This is a genomic window from Micromonospora polyrhachis, from assembly GCF_014203835.1.
Lineage (GTDB): Bacteria > Actinomycetota > Actinomycetes > Mycobacteriales > Micromonosporaceae > Micromonospora_H > Micromonospora_H polyrhachis.
On the sequence record NZ_JACHJW010000001.1, the window covers coordinates 3,613,837 to 3,630,195 of the forward strand.

Annotated in this window: 14 protein-coding genes and 2 pseudogenes; 12 read left to right on the plus strand and 4 right to left on the minus strand. The window is 70.3% G+C overall.

Going from position 1 to position 16,359, the window contains the following annotated elements; translation table 11 throughout:
• Nucleotides 1–66: 66 nt before the first annotated feature.
• A complete protein-coding gene (locus FHR38_RS15735) occupies nt 67–471 on the minus strand; it encodes a GntR family transcriptional regulator (protein WP_184535379.1) in 405 nt (134 codons plus the stop codon).
• A 334-nt stretch (nt 472–805) separates the two neighbouring features.
• On the opposite strand from FHR38_RS15735, the gene FHR38_RS15740 reads away from it, so the two are divergent.
• The 7 genes and pseudogenes from FHR38_RS15740 (at nt 806) to FHR38_RS15770 (ending at nt 8,935) form a co-directional block, all read left to right on the plus strand.
• Nucleotides 806–1,246, plus strand: coding sequence for a hypothetical protein (locus FHR38_RS15740; RefSeq protein WP_376771482.1), 441 nt, complete (start codon nt 806–808; stop codon nt 1,244–1,246).
• Nucleotides 1,247–1,282: 36 nt separating this feature from the next.
• Complete coding sequence (gene sp36, locus FHR38_RS15745; protein ID WP_184535380.1) at nt 1,283–1,438, plus strand: Sp36 family protein; 156 nt, start codon at nt 1,283–1,285, stop codon at nt 1,436–1,438.
• Nucleotides 1,435–1,896, plus strand: a complete 462-nt coding sequence (locus FHR38_RS15750) for a RidA family protein (RefSeq protein WP_184535381.1) — start codon at nt 1,435–1,437, stop codon at nt 1,894–1,896. Before sp36 ends, FHR38_RS15750 begins: the two co-directional genes overlap by 4 nt.
• A gap of 184 nt (nt 1,897–2,080) precedes the next feature.
• A complete protein-coding gene (locus tag FHR38_RS15755) occupies nt 2,081–2,986 on the plus strand; it encodes an MBL fold metallo-hydrolase (RefSeq protein WP_184535382.1) in 906 nt (301 codons plus the stop codon).
• Nucleotides 2,983–6,633 (plus strand): annotated as a pseudogene (locus FHR38_RS15760) (adenylate/guanylate cyclase domain-containing protein); the annotation flags it as partial. The gene FHR38_RS15755 and the pseudogene FHR38_RS15760, both read left to right, overlap by 4 nt.
• A 234-nt stretch (nt 6,634–6,867) precedes the next feature.
• Entirely contained in the window at nt 6,868–7,296 is a 429-nt protein-coding gene (locus FHR38_RS15765) for a hypothetical protein (protein ID WP_184535384.1), read from the plus strand.
• A gap of 31 nt (nt 7,297–7,327) precedes the next feature.
• Nucleotides 7,328–8,935 carry a serine/threonine-protein kinase gene (locus FHR38_RS15770; protein ID WP_312882175.1) on the plus strand — a complete coding sequence of 536 codons (1,608 nt, stop codon included), beginning with the start codon at nt 7,328–7,330 and terminating at the stop codon, nt 8,933–8,935.
• A gap of 23 nt (nt 8,936–8,958) precedes the next feature.
• On the opposite strand, the gene FHR38_RS15775 is transcribed toward FHR38_RS15770, so the two are convergent.
• From FHR38_RS15775 to FHR38_RS15785, 3 genes are all read right to left on the minus strand, one after another.
• Nucleotides 8,959–9,651, minus strand: coding sequence for a hypothetical protein (locus FHR38_RS15775; protein ID WP_184535386.1), 693 nt, complete (start codon nt 9,649–9,651; stop codon nt 8,959–8,961).
• 214 nt (nt 9,652–9,865) lie between these two features.
• On the minus strand, nt 9,866–10,603 hold the full coding sequence (locus tag FHR38_RS15780) for a hypothetical protein (protein WP_184535387.1): 738 nt from the start codon (nt 10,601–10,603) through the stop codon (nt 9,866–9,868).
• 359 nt (nt 10,604–10,962) lie between these two features.
• Nucleotides 10,963–11,640: a Crp/Fnr family transcriptional regulator gene (locus FHR38_RS15785; RefSeq protein ID WP_089003062.1), complete on the minus strand. Its 678-nt coding sequence runs from the start codon at nt 11,638–11,640 to the stop codon at nt 10,963–10,965.
• 227 nt (nt 11,641–11,867) lie between these two features.
• Here FHR38_RS15785 and FHR38_RS15790 point away from each other — a divergent pair, with 227 nt between their 5' ends.
• From FHR38_RS15790 to FHR38_RS15810, 5 genes and pseudogenes are all read left to right on the plus strand, one after another.
• Nucleotides 11,868–12,596 carry an adenosylcobinamide amidohydrolase gene (locus tag FHR38_RS15790; protein ID WP_184535388.1) on the plus strand — a complete coding sequence of 243 codons (729 nt, stop codon included), beginning with the start codon at nt 11,868–11,870 and terminating at the stop codon, nt 12,594–12,596.
• Between the two features lie 11 nt (nt 12,597–12,607).
• Entirely contained in the window at nt 12,608–13,798 is a 1,191-nt protein-coding gene (locus tag FHR38_RS15795; protein ID WP_184535389.1) for a CapA family protein, read from the plus strand.
• 195 nt (nt 13,799–13,993) lie between these two features.
• Nucleotides 13,994–14,710 (plus strand): annotated as a pseudogene (gene nth / locus FHR38_RS15800) (endonuclease III); the annotation flags it as partial.
• Between the two features lie 119 nt (nt 14,711–14,829).
• A complete protein-coding gene (locus FHR38_RS15805) occupies nt 14,830–15,516 on the plus strand; it encodes a redoxin domain-containing protein (protein WP_184535390.1) in 687 nt (228 codons plus the stop codon).
• Nucleotides 15,513–16,238 carry an NUDIX hydrolase gene (locus FHR38_RS15810; protein ID WP_184535391.1) on the plus strand — a complete coding sequence of 242 codons (726 nt, stop codon included), beginning with the start codon at nt 15,513–15,515 and terminating at the stop codon, nt 16,236–16,238. Before FHR38_RS15805 ends, FHR38_RS15810 begins: the two co-directional genes overlap by 4 nt.
• The last annotated feature ends 121 nt before the right edge of the window (nt 16,239–16,359 follow it).

Sequence of the window (16,359 nt, forward strand, 5' to 3'; positions counted from 1 at the left end):
GGTGCTGTACTGGACGTGACGAGAGAGCATACGTGCCCGCTCGACGGTGAGGGTAGCTCCCACGCGCTAGGGCCGCGTCAGGCGTATCCGATCCCCGGGATGGACGCTGGTACTGCCGTCGGGCAGTTGGATCTCCAACACCGGCACCCCGTCGTCCAGGTCGTGTTCGAGACGCTCGGCGTCGGACGGCATGCGAGCGATGGCGAAGCTGCTCGCGGGAAGCTCCAGTGGCGTTCGTTCGACCTGTTCGCGTACCCGGGTCCCGTAGCCGCGCGAGGTGGTCACCAGCCCTTCGGCGCGTAACAGTGCGATCGCCTGCCGGACCGCCGGCCGGGCCAGCCCGTGGGTTTGCGCGAGGGTCGTTTCGGAGGGCAGTGGCGAGCCGGGCGGGAGTTCGCCGCTGTCGATCTGCTCGCGCAGCAGGTCGGCGAGTTGGCGGTAGAGCGCCCGATCCCTCCGTGGATCGATCATGATCGTGACAGTATGTGACCACAGCAGCGCGTCATGTTGTGATCCTAGGAGCATGTGCTTACTGTCGTCGCCAACGGGAACCGGCCGGTCAGGCCCGGTCCTGATGGCCGGTACCACGGTCGGGGTGCCGGCACCTCAGCCCGCTACGACGCCGGAGGCACGCATGCGTGACCACGCGGACAACTACGCGCGCACACACCTCGAAACGAGGGAGCGATGGCAATCGCTGCGGGTACCGGGCGTGGCAGCCGATGTCGGTTCGATTCATCGGGCGGGGACGGTGGGCACCGCCGGGTCGACCGGCGCTGTCGGGCCGACTGGCATCGTCGGGCCGATCAACGAGCGGCCCTACCGTCGACCTCCGGATCCAGGGTCACCGGCACCCGCCACCGGCGAGACGCCGGCACCCGCCGCCACCGAGACACCGGCACCCGCCGAGACGTCGGTACGACCAGCGGCCCTGGCCAGCTGTGATCAGCAGGAGGACGAGTCCGGCTTCGTGATCCACCTGCCGATACACGTCAACGATCTGGAAACGGCCGCCCGACTGGCCTACACCGTGGCCGGCTCGCTGGCTTTCCTGCCGGAACTCGATCCGGGCGAGACCACCGTCTCCATCGCAGACGACCAGAACAACCGGCACCGGGTCTTCTGCGACCGCCTACTGCCAGATCGGACCCGCTGTCCGAGGCGGTTCGAGCACAGTGGGCGCTGCGAGCCAGTGGACCCGGGGCCGGACAGCGGCTCGGTCCCCCGACAGTGGGACGGGCGGTAAGTCGAACCTGCCGGAGCGATAGTTAGGCTGAGCGACATGACGAAGTGGGAGTACGCGACCGTGCCGTTGCTGGTGCACGCGACCAAGCAGATTCTCGACAACTGGGGTGAGGACGGCTGGGAGTTGGTGGCCGTGGTACCGGGCCCCAACCCGGACCAGTTGGTCGCGTATTTCAAGCGGCCGAAGCCATGACGGGCGGCCCGCAGGCCAAGCTTGCCGAGTTGGGGCTGAGCCTGCCAGAGGTGGTGCCGCCGGTGGCCAGCTACGTACCGGCCGTGCAGTCCGGCAATCACGTCTACGTTTCCGGGCAACTACCGATGGCCGACGGCAAGCTGCTGGCCACCGGCAAGGTGGGCGCGGGGGTCTCCGCCGAGCAGGCGAAGGACCTGGCCGCACGCTGTGCGCTCAACGCGTTGGCCGCCGTCGACTCACTGGTGGGCCTGGAGAATGTCGTCAAGATCGTTAAGGTGACCGGATTCGTCGCCTCGGCCGAGGGATTCACCGGCCAGCCCGGCGTGATCAACGGAGCCTCCGACCTCCTCGGCGCGGTATTCGGCGAGGCTGGCCGGCACGCGCGCAGCGCCGTCGGGGTGGCCGAGTTGCCCCTGGACGCACCGGTCGAGGTCGAGATCATCGTCGAGGTCGGCTGACGTACCGCCCCGACATCCATCCGGGGTGGCGTCACCCCGCTGACGAGGCGTCACTCCAGACCGGGGAGGGCATCACCCCGCTGGAAGGCAGCACGTCAGGCCGGGAGGCGTCACTCCGGACAGCGGTGGCCGGCCGCAGCCGCCGTACTGGTCGTACCATCGCAGCCATGACGGGGCAGCAGCCATGACGGGGCACCTGACCACGCCGGCGGCGGCGTTGGCCGACCAGCTACCGGGTTGGGCGACCCTGCTCCGCGCTCCCAACCCCGGCCCGATGACCCTGGACGGCACCAATACCTGGCTCCTGCGGACCGCAGCCGGGCACCCCGCGGTCGTCGTCGACCCGGGGCCGGACGACGAGCGGCACCTGGCCGAGATCGCGTCGTACGGGCCCGTCGGGCTGATCCTGATCACCCATGGCCATCCCGACCACGTCGAGGGGGTCCGTCGCTGCGCCGACCTGCTCGGCGGTGTCCCCGTACGCGCCGCTGACCCGGCGCTCTGCATCGGTGGCGAACCACTGCACTCCGACGCGGATCTGCGCGGATTCGGCCTGGACATCGAACTACTGCCTACGCCCGGCCACACCGCCGACTCGGTCTGCCTGCTCGTCGGCGGTGACGGTGGACAGGCGGTCCTCACCGGCGACACCATCCTCGGGCGCGGCACGACCGTGGTCGCCTGGCCCGACGGCGACCTGGGCGACTACCTGACCAGCCTGGGCGCGCTCACCGCGTACGAGGGGATTCCGGCCCTGCCGGGGCACGGGCCGCCCCTGGCCGACTGCGCGGCGGCGGCGCGCTACTACCTGGCCCACCGGCAGGCCCGGCTCGACCAGGTACGGCAGGCGGTGGCACAGGGGGCGAGCAGCCCGGCCGAGGTGTTGGCGCTGGTCTACGCCGAGGTCGACCGCTCGCTCTGGCCGGCGGCCGAATGGTCGGTCCGGGCCCAGTTGGCTCATCTCGAACAGGAAGACAGCCGAGAGAACGAACGCGAGAACGGGCGCGAGAACGAACGCGAGAACGGGCGGGAGAACAGGCGGGAGAGCCGGGAATCGGATCCCGGGTCCGGTGGGTTGGAAACACCGTGACCTGTCCGGTGTGTGGAACCGTCGCCGTGCCCGGCGCGCGTTTCTGCCACAACTGTGGTGCCGCGCTGCCTGCTGCGGCGACGCTACCGAAGGCCGAGCGCCGGGTGGTAACGGTGCTCTTCGGTGATCTGTCCGACTTCACCTCCTGGTCCGAGGACCTGGACCCGGAACGCGTGGGTGCGGTCACCGACCGGGTGCTCGCCGCCCTCGCCGGCGCGGTGAAGACCTTCGGCGGGCACGTCGACAAGCTCACCGGAGACGGGATCATGGCGGTCTTCGGTGCCCCGGTCGCCCACGAGGACGACGCCGAGCGGGCCGTCCGGGCCGCGCTCTCCATGCAACGCGCCGTACGGCGAGTCCTCGACGACGAACGTGGCGGAGGTGCCCCACTCGGGCTGCGGGTCGGCCTGAACACCGGTGACGTGGTCGCCGGGATCCAGGCCGCGATCGAATACACCGTCATCGGCGACACGGTCAACACCGCCGCCCGGCTCGCCGACGCCGCCGCCATCGGGGCCGTCTACGCCGGGGCCACCACCGCCGCCGCGACCCGACGGGTGGCGTCCTGGCGACAACTGCGGCCGTTGCGGCTCAAGGGCAAGCGCGAGCCGGTCGAGGCGTACGAACTGCTGGGCCTGCTCGACGCGCCGGGAACCCGCTCCGGCCTGGGCGACGAGGCTCCCTTCGTGGGCCGGGAGACCGAGATCGGGCGGATCGCCGGACGACTCGCCGAGGTCATCGACCGGTCCGAGCCGAGGGTGGTGCTGATGACCGCCGAGGCCGGCATCGGCAAGTCCCGGTTCGCCGCCGAGGTCGAACGGCTGGCCGCCGGATACGAGGTGGGCGCCGGCCGATACGCGACCCACGCCGGTGCCCGGGTGCTCTCCGTACGCTGCGCGGCCTTCGGTGAGCGACGTCGGTTGGCACCCCTGGCCGACCTGGTCCGGGCGGCAGTGGGCCTGCCCAGCGACTCGGCCACCGCCGTCACCCGACCGGTGGTCGAGGAACGGCTGCGCCGCCTCGGCCAGCGGCTGGGCCGGTCCCGGCCCGACGCGACACCGATCGCCACCGATCTGCTGCTGGCCCTGCTCGGCTACGGAGACCTGCCGTCGACCCACGGTGCCCCGACCGACAGCACCGAGTGGACGGCGAACAATCCCGCCCCCGCCGCCGACGCGCTGCCCACCGCGGTCGCCGAGCTGCTCAGCGGGCTCGCCGCCGAGTCGCCACTGATGGTCATCGTCGACGACCTGCACGACGCCACCCCGGAGACCGTTGACGCGTTGGGCGTGACGCTGTCCCGACTGGTCGGGCCGGTCCTGGTGCTGTTGCTGGGCCGTCCGGAACTGGTCCGTACAGCCGGGGCCTTGACCCGGGTCTCTGACGCCGAGGTGCATGCCCTGCCACCGCTGCGGGGTGCGGACGCGGCCCGGCTGCTGACCACCTACCTGAGCGGGGGGAAGCTGTCCCAGGCCGACGTCGACCGGCTGCTCGCCACCGCCCAGGGCAACCCCTTCTACCTCGCTGAACTCGTCACGCTCCTGATGGAGCGCGGGGCGTTGACCACGGTGAGCGAACGAGGCCCGGCGACCGCCGAGCGAGCGGCCGGCGGTGGCCCGGACCAGGCGTCGACGAAGTGCAGTTGGCGGTTGGTCCCCGGCTCGTTGGGCAGCCGGCTGCTTTCGCGGGACCTCGCCGCGGTGCTCGCCGCCCGGATCGACGCGCTGCCCTCCGAGGCCCGATCGGTGCTGCGCGACGCCGCCGTGGTCGGTGACACGATCCCCGCCGGAACACTCGCCGCACTGCGGGAGCGCCGGGCCGGGCGGGACGGCCGACCCACGGCAGTGGTCGCCGTCGAACTGGAACGCGCCGTCGAGGAACTGATGCAGCGACGCATGCTGCACCGCAACCGGACCGGGTACGTCTTCGCCACCCCGTTGATGCGCGAGGCCGCGTACGCCGGGGTCGGCAAGGCCGACCTCGCCGAGCGACACGCGGCACTGGCCCGGTGGGCGGCCCCGCCCGCCGAGGGGGCCTCGGCACTGCTCGCCGGCGGGGGGGCACCCGCGCTCGGCATGTCCGACGCGGACCGGGACGCCTTCGTCGCCGAACACGTCGAGAAGGCCACCGCGCTCGCCGACGCGGTCGGCCTGCGCCCCGACGCGATGGCGCGTACGGTCGCCCCGCTGGGGGTCGCCGCGCTGGGCCGCTCCGCCCAACGGGCCATCGCGGCGGGTGAGCCGGCGGCGGCCGTCGAGTACGCCGAGCGGGCCGCCGCGCTGGGCGGGGAGAGCGTTCCCGCCACCGATCGGCTGGTGCATGCCCGAGCCCTGCTTCAGGTCGGTCGGTCCACCGAGTCACTGGACTATGCCGAGAAGATCGGTGCCAACGCCGGGGACGACGCGGGTGTCCAGGCCGCTGCGCTGCTGGTGGTCGGGCAGGCGTACCAGGCGCTGGGTGATCGGCAGCGTTCGGAGAGCAGTTGGCAGGAGGCGTTGCAGGTCGCCACCGAGGGCAGCCTGCCGGCGTTGCGGGCCTCGGCGATGCGCCGGCTCGGCATGGCCGACTTCGTCGGCGGCCGGCTGGCCCAGGCGAGCAGCCGGCTAGCCGCCGCCTACCAGGTCAGCCTGATGGTCGGAGACCAGCGCGGTCAGGCCTGGTCGCTGCAGAACCTGGCCTGGGTGACCACCACCCGGGGCGACTTCGCCGGTACGGACGCGGTGCTCGGCCGGGCGGCGCGGCTCTTCGCCGAACTCGGTGACCCGATCGGGCGGGCCTGGCTACGCGGTACCACCGCCTTCGCCCGGTTGCTGGCTGGCCGGCTCCGGGAGGCCCGCCGGCTGGCCGGGGTCTTCCTGCCGTTCGGTGAGAAGGTCGGCGAGGCCTGGGCGGTGGGCACGCTACGGGCTGTCGAGGCGTTCGCCGCCGCCGAACTGGGCGACCTGGCCGAGGCGGATCGGGAGGCCCGCCGGGCCTACCGGGAGTTCGCTGCCGCCGACGACGACTGGGGACAGGGCTTCGCGCTGGTCGTACGGGGGGTGATCGCCCGTGGGCTGGGCGAACCGGAGCACGCCGCCGACCTGCTCGCCGACGCGTCGACGTACGGCGAACGCGCCGCGCACCCGTTGCTGATCGGTATCGCCGGCACCATGCGGGGCTTCGTGGCGCTGGACCGGGGTGACGTGGCCGAGGCCGAGCGGGACGCCCGCGCGGTGCTCGCTGCGGTCGAGCCGCACAACGCGTTGGCTCCGGTGCAGGTGGGGCCTCGGGTGCTGCTCGCTACGGCCCGGCTCCAGGCCGGTGACGCCGGTACCGCCGTGGGCCTGCTGGCCCCGGTGGCCACCGCGCGGGCGACCCCGTCGTTGCTCTTCTCCCGACGGCAGGCGCTGGCCCGCTACGCGTCGGCGCTGCTCGCCGACGGGCAGCACGTCCAGGCGCTGGACTGGGCCCGCCGGGCGGTCGACGTCCCCACCGAGGACGTCCGTAGCCAGGTGATCGCCGCCGAGGCCCTTGCCGAGGCGTTGGCTGCGGTGGGGCAGCCCGAGGAGGCGTTCGCCGCCGCCGAGGAGGCGGTACGACTGGCGTACTCGACCGAGCAGACCAGTGAGCGGGCCGGGGCGGACGCGCTGCTGGCCCGGATGACCGGAAAGCTGGCGGCCCTGGATGACGCTGCCGATTCTGGTGCTGACGTTGCCGAGGCTGCCGATTCTGGTGCTGGAGTTGCCGGTGCTGCCGATTCTGGTGCCGGTGTTGCCGATTCCGGGGATGTGGCTCTGCCGTTCCGGCCACTAGCGTAGGTCCGACCGGGAGATCGCTCCGCCGTCCTCAAGGGATGCTGCCAGCGGCCTGACGGGACAATGCCGGACCAGCGGAGGAGACAGATGAAGTGGCCACGCTCCGTCCCTGGCTGGACGATCGCGGTCTTCGGCGGCCTGGCTCTCCTGCTCGGCGTTGTCGGGTTGGTCTGGCCGGAGACGCTGCTCGCCCTGCTCGGCTTCGAAGCGGTCGAGCCCGGCGCCCGGGTGGCCGGCGACCACACCCGCACCTTCATGGCCGCCTCGTCGATGGCCGCGATCAACATGGGTGTCTACTACCTGGTTGCCGCCGCCACCGATTGGCGACCGTTCTTCTGGTTCACCGTGCCGCTCCGGCTGCTCACCTGCGTCGTCTTCACACTGCTTGTGCTGACGGAGACCGCGCCTGACGGGTTCGTCGGCGTGGCGTTGTGGGAGGGCCTGGGAGCGGTCGTCACCGGGGCGGCACTCTGGTTCGAGCAGCGTCGGCGGCCGGTGGCTGATGCGGGGCGATGATTCGTCAGAGCGCTTCGGTATTTTCGTAGCTGTGACCGACACCCCGCCAGGCGCGTTGCCGCTGCCAGAAGTGCCCGGTCTGACGGACTTGAAGGTCTTTGCCCGGGGCGGCTACGCCACCGTGTTCAGTGCTGTGCAGAAATCCGTCGGCCGTGAGGTCGCGGTCAAGGTGGAGAACCGGACGCTGGACAGCGAACGCGACCAGCAACGGTTCCTGCGCGAGGCGCGGGCCGCCGGTCGGATGTCCTCGCACCCGCACGTCGTGGACCTCTTCGACGTCGGTGTCACCACCGACCAGCACCCCTACCTGATCATGGAGCTCTGCGACGGGTCGTACGCGGAACGGATGCGGACCTCCCCGTTGGACGCGGTCGAGACCCGCGACCTTGGTGTCAAGATCGCGGATGCGTTGGCCCACTCGCACGCCGCCGGGGTGCTGCACCGAGACGTGAAGCCGGCCAACATCCTGCACTCCCACTTCAATCCGGCGGTGTTGGCCGACTTCGGACTGGCCGTACTGGGCGAGGTGCGGGACGCCTCGGTCAGCCTGGAGGTGCTCACCCCGGCGTACGCCGCACCGGAGGCGTTCCGGCATAACCCGCCGTCGCCTGCTGTCGACGTGTACGCGCTCTGCGCCACTCTCTATGCGCTCATGCAGGGTAAACCGCCACGCTGGCAGAACGACCGTGATCCCAGCCTGCTGATGCTGCTGGAGCTGTTCAGCCAGCCCATTCCCGAGCTGCCGGATGTTCCGTCGGCGTTGACCGGGGTGCTGCGGGCCGGGATGGCCAACGATCCGGGCGCCCGCCCCACCGCCGACCACCTCCGGGACCTGCTGGCCGCAGTCCCGCTCGGGCCGTCTGCCGGTGGGGCGGTTCCGCCGTACTACGGGTGGCCTCCGCCGGCTCCGTCGGGGCCGGTCTCGGGTTGGCCCGGTGCCGAAGCGTCGGGGAGCGCCAGACCGGGCGGTGGTGTCGCCCTGTCCGGCACCCACTCGCCTACCGGGTACGCCGATCCGACGTCGACCGGTACGAGCCAGCCCGGCCCGGTCGGTGGGACCGGTACGCCGGCCCCACGTCGTCGTGCCCTGGGCTGGTTCCTCGGCGGGGTCGGGATGGTCGCCCTGGCGAGCGCCGTCGGTGCCGGGGTCTGGGCGGTCGGTGCCCGTACCCGGCCCGATCCGTCACCAACGCAGGCGGTGCAGAGCCCGCTGAATCCGACTCCGATGGTGTCCTACGTGGCCGGTGGGGCACTGCCCGGCTGTCTGGTGCCCCTGCCCAACGGCACTCGCTGCTCCGACGAGTTGGAGTGTTTCGGCCCGGTCGGGGTACGCGGCGCGGCGGCCCGCGCCGAGCAGGTGCCCTGTTCTGGCCGCCACACGTGGGAGAGCTACGCCGAGGGCGATCTGCCCGCCGAGGTCGCCGTGACGGATTACCGGGCTGTCAAGGCCGATCCGACGGTACGCCAGGTGTGTGCGGTCAGCACGTTCCAGTCGACCACCCTGCGAATGACCGTTGACGGGTGGCACTTCGAGGTGTTGCCGCCACCAGAGGATTCGCTGCGGGCCGGTGAGCGGACCTTCCGTTGCCTCGCGGGCAAGGGACTGAACCAACTCACCGGCCCGACGCTCAGCCGCTGATCAGTGGCGATCTAGCAGCGCCCTCACGGTCTGTCGCAGTTCTCCCGGTCGGCCCCGCCGGGGTTCGGACCGGCCGGCTCGACGAGACCCGGCTTGGTGGAGACGTTCTTCGGGTCGACAGTGATCAGTCGCGGACCGGTGTCCGTATCGGTGCAGTCATCCGTGTCACCCCCGTCTTCCTTGTCCGCCGGGTCGTCCGAACTGTCCGACTTGTCGTCGGCGCAGTCGTCGCCGTCGGTCCCCGACTCCTCGTTCTCCGGGCTTTCCGAGTCCTCGGTCTTTGTCGAGTCCGACTCCTCCGAGTCCTCGGTCTCCGAGTCCGACTCCTCCGTCTCGTCCGACCCCTCGGAATCAGACTCGTCGGTCTCCGTGCTGTCCGAGTCATCCGTCTCGGACTCGTCACCTGTCGTGTCGTCGGTGCCGGTCTCGTCGGTCTCCGTGCTGTCCGAATCCGGCTCTTCGGTGTCGTCGGTCTCCGTGCTGTCTGAATCCGGCTCTTCGGTGTCGTCCGACTCGGTGTCATCGACATCCGATTCGGTCGACTCGCTGTCGTCCCCGTCTCCGGTGGTGTTCTCCTCTCCTGTGGTGTCGCCGGCATTCTCTTCGGTTTTGTCGTTCTTCTCTGCCTCGTCGTCGGCACAAGTGGTCGGTGTCTTCTCGTCTTCGTCCTTGTCGCCGTCGACGCCGTTCAGGGGATAGGCGATGGTGACCTTCACGTTCTTCTTGGGGGGTGACACGGAGCGGGACGAGGCGCTCGCCATCCCCCCGGCGACGGCGAGCGCACCGGCAATCAGTAGTGAGGCGAACAGCAGCGGCAGGACCTTACGTGGGCGACTCATCGGTTCCTTGCCTTTCGAGGAGGAAGGCTGGGGGGACAAGTGGCTGGTGGAACTGGTGATACGTCGGTCTTCGGCCCGGGAACGTTCCCGGTCAGGCGTTTCGTTCCGCCGGTAGATGGATGCACGGGAAGAACACGTGCCCGAAGTTGTCGTTCTTGTTCGACTTGATCACCCGGCCACCGACCTCCAACCGGGCACAGTGCCATTCGCCGGTGGCACGGCTGCCCTTCGTCTGTAGCGCGCTCGACTTTATGTTGATCTTGGTGTTGCTGTTCGATTCTCGATAGTCGTTGTCCTTCTTGGAGAAGTTGCTCTTGCGACCGAGGAAACGGGTCTCGCCGCAGTTGATCGTCGTACCGATGTACGCCGCGAAGGGGTAACCTCCCGCGCTCAGCGACAGCCCGTTCATGCTGCACTCGTTGCTGTTCAGCCAGCGCTGCTCGAACGACGTCCCGTTCAGCTTGACCGCCTTGCGACCCGACCCGGAGCACTTGGACCAGGCCGAGACGGTGACCTGGGGTGCCACGATGGTCGTTTTGTTCAGTACCGGGAAGGTCTTTTGTGGCCGGCCGGGCTGTGGCCGCAGGCCGAGCACCCAGAGGTACTCGTACTTGATCGTGCCCTGGACCCTCGTCTTGATGCAGACGTTGCCGCCAAGGCCCGGCACCTTCTCCCAGGACACCTGGTCGAATCGCACGCTGGCCTTGACCTTGCGGGGCGGCTTCTTCGTGACCGCCGCCTGTGCGATGCCGGCACCCACGCCGAGCAGCGCGAGGATTCCGGCCAGGGCGAGGAACAATCTCAGCGGACGCCGTCGGGTCTGATCCATGATGTTGACTCCTTTCGAACGGGTCGATGGGAGTCAAACGCCGTCCGAGCAGGTAAACAATTGGATCGGTCGTATGGGACAGTACCGATCGGTCCGGTTCCGTCCCGCCAGAGCGGTCCCGCTTCGTCCCGTGGTACGACCGACCGTGGACGGGCGTACGACGATCGGGCCGGACCCGGTCCCGGTGATCGCCGTACCCGGTCCGGGACTGTCCGGGGCGATGCCGACCGACGCCGACCGGACTGGCCGAACCACTTTCGGAAAACGACAAGGTCCGCGCGATCAGGGACCGACTCGCCGCCGTGCGTGAGTCGGTCCCTGATTACACGGACCTGTGGTGAACTTGGTCCTGAGCCGGGTCAGACCCGGGCGCGCCGGGCCAGTCGCTCCGGGTCGAGGATGATGATGCTCTTGCCGTCGAGCCGCAGCCAGCCCCGGGAGGCGAAGTCGGCCAGTGCCTTGTTGACCGTCTCCCGGGAGGCGCCGACGAGCTGGGCGATCTCCTCCTGGGTGAGGTCGTGGGTCACCCGCAGCACGCCGCCGTCCCGGGTGCCGAACCGACCGGCCATCTGGAGCAGGTTCTTCGCCACCCGGCCGGGGACGTCGGTGAAGATCAGGTCGGCCAGGGAGTCGTTGGTCCGGCGCAGCCGGCGGGCGAGTACCCGCAGTAGCTGCTCGGCGATCTCGGGCCGGTTGTTGAGCCACGGCCGCAGCGCCTGCTTACGGAGCCGGACGAGCCGGGTGTCGGTCACCGCGGTCGCGGTCGCCGTGCGCGGCCCGGGATCGAAGAGCGAGAGCTCACCGACCATGTCGGAGGGGCCCATGACGGCGATCAGGTTCTGCCGGCCGTCGGCGGCCCGTCGGCCCACCTTGATCTTGCCGCTCAGCAGGATGTAGAGACTGTCGCCAGGCTCGCCCTCGTTGAAGACGATCTCGCCCTTGCGGACTTCGAGCGTCTCCATCTCCTTGGCGAGCGCCTCGGCTGCTTCCGGGTCCACGCCCTGGAAGATTCCGCTGCGAGCCAGTACCTCGTCCATCGCGTACCTCCGACCTACGCGTGCCGCCTGTCGGCCGGGTCCGCCAGCCGGTGATCCGTCGCGCGCCGACAAGTCTAGGCGCAGGTCAGCCAGAATCGGAGGCCCACCCCTGGAATCTTGGGTCGGCGGCGTAACCCGAGCGACCTCGGAGACGTTTAACATCGCTCGTTCCCGCTCCGGCTGGCCTTGATGGTCGACGGTTTTCGCCTCAACCGTACGCTCGCCGGGTGCTGTCCGACCCCACATTGACCTTCCGCCACGAGGACGGGCGGGAGACTCCACTGCTCGTGTGGCGGGCCGACCGGCCGCTGTACGCGATCAGTTCCGCTCCGCTGGGTGGCGGCATCGGCGTGCGTAACTGGGTGGTCAACGCGACCGTGCCGATGTCGTACTGGCGGGATGACCCGGAGAACCACCTGGCGGAGCTGGCCGACCAGCTCGACCTGCGCGGACGCGGACCCGGCATCGGGCTGCTCACCGGCGTGGACGTCGCCGAGGTGGTGGCCCGGACCGACGACGGCGTACGCGTATGGGCTACCGTCGGCCTGGGTACCCCACTCTGGGCAGCTTCGTCACTGATGCCCGATCCCGAGGCGGAACGAGTGGGTACGGTGAACATCGTGGCCTTTGTCCCGGTACGTCTAAGTGACGCCGCTCTGGTCAACGCGGTCGCCACGATCACCGAAGCCAAGGCGCAGGCCATCTGGGAACTGGGCCTGGCCGCCACCGGTACGGCTACCGACGCGGTCACCGTCCTCTGCCCGGTCGATGGCCCGGCGGCGCAATACGGTGGCCCCCGCTCCCGCTGGGGCGCACCACTGGCCCGCGCCAGCCACGCGGCGGTACGCGCCGGTGGCGGGGAGTCCGTCGTCCCGTGGTCGGTACGGCAGGACCGCCGTGACCAGGTCGACGTATCGGCCGAACGGCGGGCGCTACCCACCGGTAAAGCCAGGTAGGGTTCGCGGCGATGCGCGACCAGAATCCCCCTCACGTTGACGAGCGTCCGCGCCGCCCTGCCCGACGGGGCTGGCTGGCCGCCTTCGCCGTGCTTGTCGTGCTACTCGGGGTCGGGCTGGGCGGCGTCGCGGTAATCCGGTACGTCGGCGACGACGAGGCCCGCCCGCAGTGGCACAGCGGCGGGTCCGCTGGTCCCACGGGGTCGGCTACGCCCAGCGCGGGGCCGACGTCGAAGGTCATTTCCCTGTCGGCGACCGGCGACATCATCATGGGCAACGCGCCGGACCGGCTGCCCGCCAACGGCGGCAAGGGCTTCTTCGACTCGGTCAAGGCCGCGCTCGCCGCCGACCTGGTGATGGGCAACCTGGAAGAGCCGTTGACCGATGACACCGGGGCGGGCAAGTGCGGCCCGAACTCCACCCAGTGCTACCAGTTCCGGGCCCCGCCGTCGTACGCGGCACACCTGCGGGACGCCGGCTTCCAGGTGCTCAACCAGGCCAACAACCACGGGCACGACTTCGGGGCGGCGGGCTATCGCAACACCCGGCAGGCGCTGGAGGAGCACGGGCTCAAGTCCACGGGTGCGCCCGACCAGATCACCCTCGTGGAGGTCCAAGGGGTCAAGGTTGCGATCGCCGGCTTCTCTCCGTACGCCTGGTCCAACAGCCTGATCGACATCGCCAGTGCGAAGAAGGTGGTCGAGAAGGCGGCGACCATGGCCGACCTGGTCGTCGTCCAGGCACACATGGGTGCCGAGGGGTCCGCGATGACCCGGGTCAAGCCGGGTACGGAGCTGTTCCTCGGCGAGAACCGGGGCGATCCGGTGAAGTTCTCCCGGGCCATGATCGACGCCGGGGCCGATTTGATCATCGGGCATGGGCCGCACGTGATGCGCGGGATGGAGTTCTACAAGGGCAGGCTCATCGCCTACAGCCTCGGCAACTTCGCGGGCGGCGGCGGCTCCCTCAGCAACAGAGGGCGGCTCGGCCTCGGGGCGATCCTGAAGGTCCAGTTGGCTGCGGACGGTAGCTGGGCTGGCGGCGAGTTCATCTCGACGTACATGAACGGCACCGGTAAGCCGACCATGGACGACGACCACCGCGGTTTGGAACTGGTCCAGGGGCTGACCAAGTCGGACTTCCCGACCACCGGCGCAGAATTCGACGCGACCGGCAAGATCACTCCGCCGGCGGCGAACTGAGCTGGCGGCCGACCGGTCGTGCACCGAGGCGCAGGCCATCGACCAGGCCGGCTACAGGGTTGATCCGGCGGTCGACGACCGAGCCGGCGGCGGGACCGTTCCACGCCGGGCCGACGTAGGCTGGCCGGCGTGAGTGCGAGGAAGAAGCCCGGCGACGGGGAGACCGAGCTGGGCCGTACGCGTCGAGCCCGCCGGATGGGTCGGACACTGGCGGAGACGCACCCGGACGCGCACTGCGAACTCGACCACGACGGGCCGTTGCAGCTCGCGGTGGCCACGATCCTCTCCGCGCAGTGCACTGACAAGAAGGTCAACGAGGTCACGCCCAAGCTTTTCGCGCGCTATCCCGCCGCCGCCGACTATGCCGCCGCCGACCGGGCCGAGTTGGAGGACCTGATCCACCCGACCGGTTTCTACCGGAACAAGGCCACCTCGTTGATCAACCTGGGTCGGCAGCTCGTCGAGCGGTACGACGGACAGGTGCCGGGCCGGCTGGCCGACCTGGTGACCCTGCCCGGCATCGGGCGCAAGACGGCCAACGTCATCCTCGGTAACGCGTTCGGCGTGCCCGGCATCACCGTCGACACCCACTTCCAGCGGCTGGTGCAGCGCTGGGGCTGGACGGCAGAGACCGATCCGGTCAAGATCGAACATGCCGTCGGGGCGATGTTCGAGCGGCGGGACTGGACCATGCTCTCCCACCGGGTGATCTTCCATGGTCGGCGGGTGTGCCACGCCCGTACGCCGGCCTGTGGGGCGTGCACGCTGGCCCGACTCTGCCCCTCCTACGGACTCGGCCCGACGACGGCACCGGCCGCCGCCCGACTGCTGAAGGGCCCCCGAGCCCGGGACCTGGCGGCACAGGCCGGGATCGAACCCGACCTGGTGCCGGCCCCGGCAGCGCCGGCTCCCGATCCGACACGGGTGGAGTCTGACCCGGTTGGGACTGTCCCGGTGGAGTCTGACCCGGTCGGGACTTTCCTGGTCGAGACGGTCCCGCTTCCCACGCCCGTCGGCGACGTGGAGGTGCAGTGAACCGTCGCCTCAGTGGGCTGGTCCTGCTGCCGTCGCTGCTGCTCGGTGCCGCGTGCACCAACGCCGCCGACCAGGAGACACCCGAACCGACCGTCGTCGTCGCCCCGTTCGCCGAATGTTCCGCGCTGACCACGCCACCGGCCGGGTCGACCGTGCCTCCATCGGCCGGGTCGGCCGCGTCGCCTGTGGCTGGGTCGGCCCCGCCATCCGCTGGGTCGGCCGCGTTGCCGGCGTCCGGGTCGGCGACGGCGCTACCTGACGTACGACTGCCCTGCTCCACCGGTGGGACGGAGGTGCCGGTCGCGGCGATCCGCGGGCCAGCCGTGATCAACTTTTGGGCGTCCTGGTGCCCGCCGTGCCGTAAGGAACTGCCGGTCTTCCAGCGACTCGCCGACCGGTCCGATGGTCGGATACACGTGATCGGCATGAACACCACCGACGATCGCGGCACGGCGGCCGCGCTCGCCAAGGAACTCAAGCTGAGCTTTCCCAACATCTTCGACCAGGAGGGGAAGGTACGGCTGAAGCTGATACAGCTGGAACTGGCGCGGGCCGTGCTGCCGATCACCGTCTTCGTGGACGGGCAGGGGCGGGTTCGGCACGTGGACACCTCCGGTGCCCTGGACGACGCGTCGCTGGCCGAGCTTGTCGAGCGGCATCTCGCCGTGGCGGTGCCGCTGTGAGTCAGGAACTGCCGGCCTGGTGCGAGCCGCTGCTGACCCAGGTGAGGTCGGCGCGTACCGAGCACTTCACCCGGCTGCGTACGCCCCGCACCGGTGGCCGACCCAGCGCCGTCCTGGTGCTCCTCGGTGAGCAGCCGGAACACGGGCCGGACGTGTTGCTCCTGCAACGTGCGGCGACCCTGCGTAAACATGCCGGTGAGCCGGCCTTCCCCGGCGGTGCCACCGACCCGGAGGATGCCGGCCCGGTCGCCACCGCACTGCGGGAAGCCCGGGAGGAGGTCGGGCTCGACCCGGAGAGCGTCACCGTGCTCGCCGAACTGCCCCAGCTCTGGATACCGGTCAGCGACTTCGTTGTCACCCCGGTCCTCGGCTGGTGGCACGATCCGCATCCGGTTTATCCGCACGAGCTGGCCGAGGTTGCGCACGTCGCCCGGCTCTCCATCGCCGAGCTGGTGGACCCCGCCAACCGGGTCCGGGTCCGGCATCCCAGCGGCTGGATCGGCCCCGCCTTCCAGGTGCGCGGCATGCTGGTCTGGGGGTTCACCGCCGGGGTACTTACGGCGCTGCTCGACATGGGTGGCTGGGCCCAGCCGTGGTCCCGGGACCGGGTGGTGGAGCTGCCACCAGCCCCGACCGCCCCGCTCGCTGGCGCGAACGGCACGGCCATCGGCGCGAACGGTACGGCCGGCGAGATCGACCACGTCGCCGGTCCGCTGCCCTGACCGAGCAGCCGGCAGACCGGAGCGCCGCCGGAGGCGTTCTTCCGCTCGACAGCACCTGCGGATCGACTGCTTCCGGCAGACATGAGCTAGCCGGTTGGACACGAGCCGAGCCCGGCCGATG

Excerpts from the sequence above, each read along its gene's own strand:
- FHR38_RS15735 (WP_184535379.1), bottom strand. The coding sequence starts at position 471 with ATGATCGATCCACGGAGGGATCGGGCGCTCTACCGCCAACTCGCCGAC.
- sp36 (WP_184535380.1), top strand. The coding sequence starts at position 1,283 with ATGACGAAGTGGGAGTACGCGACCGTGCCGTTGCTGGTGCACGCGACC.
- FHR38_RS15765 (WP_184535384.1), top strand. The coding sequence starts at position 6,868 with ATGAAGTGGCCACGCTCCGTCCCTGGCTGGACGATCGCGGTCTTCGGC.
- FHR38_RS15785 (WP_089003062.1), bottom strand. The coding sequence starts at position 11,640 with ATGGACGAGGTACTGGCTCGCAGCGGAATCTTCCAGGGCGTGGACCCG.
- FHR38_RS15750 (WP_184535381.1), top strand. The coding sequence starts at position 1,435 with ATGACGGGCGGCCCGCAGGCCAAGCTTGCCGAGTTGGGGCTGAGCCTG.
- FHR38_RS15780 (WP_184535387.1), bottom strand. The coding sequence starts at position 10,603 with ATGGATCAGACCCGACGGCGTCCGCTGAGATTGTTCCTCGCCCTGGCC.
- FHR38_RS15795 (WP_184535389.1), top strand. The coding sequence starts at position 12,608 with ATGCGCGACCAGAATCCCCCTCACGTTGACGAGCGTCCGCGCCGCCCT.
- FHR38_RS15755 (WP_184535382.1), top strand. The coding sequence starts at position 2,081 with ATGACGGGGCACCTGACCACGCCGGCGGCGGCGTTGGCCGACCAGCTA.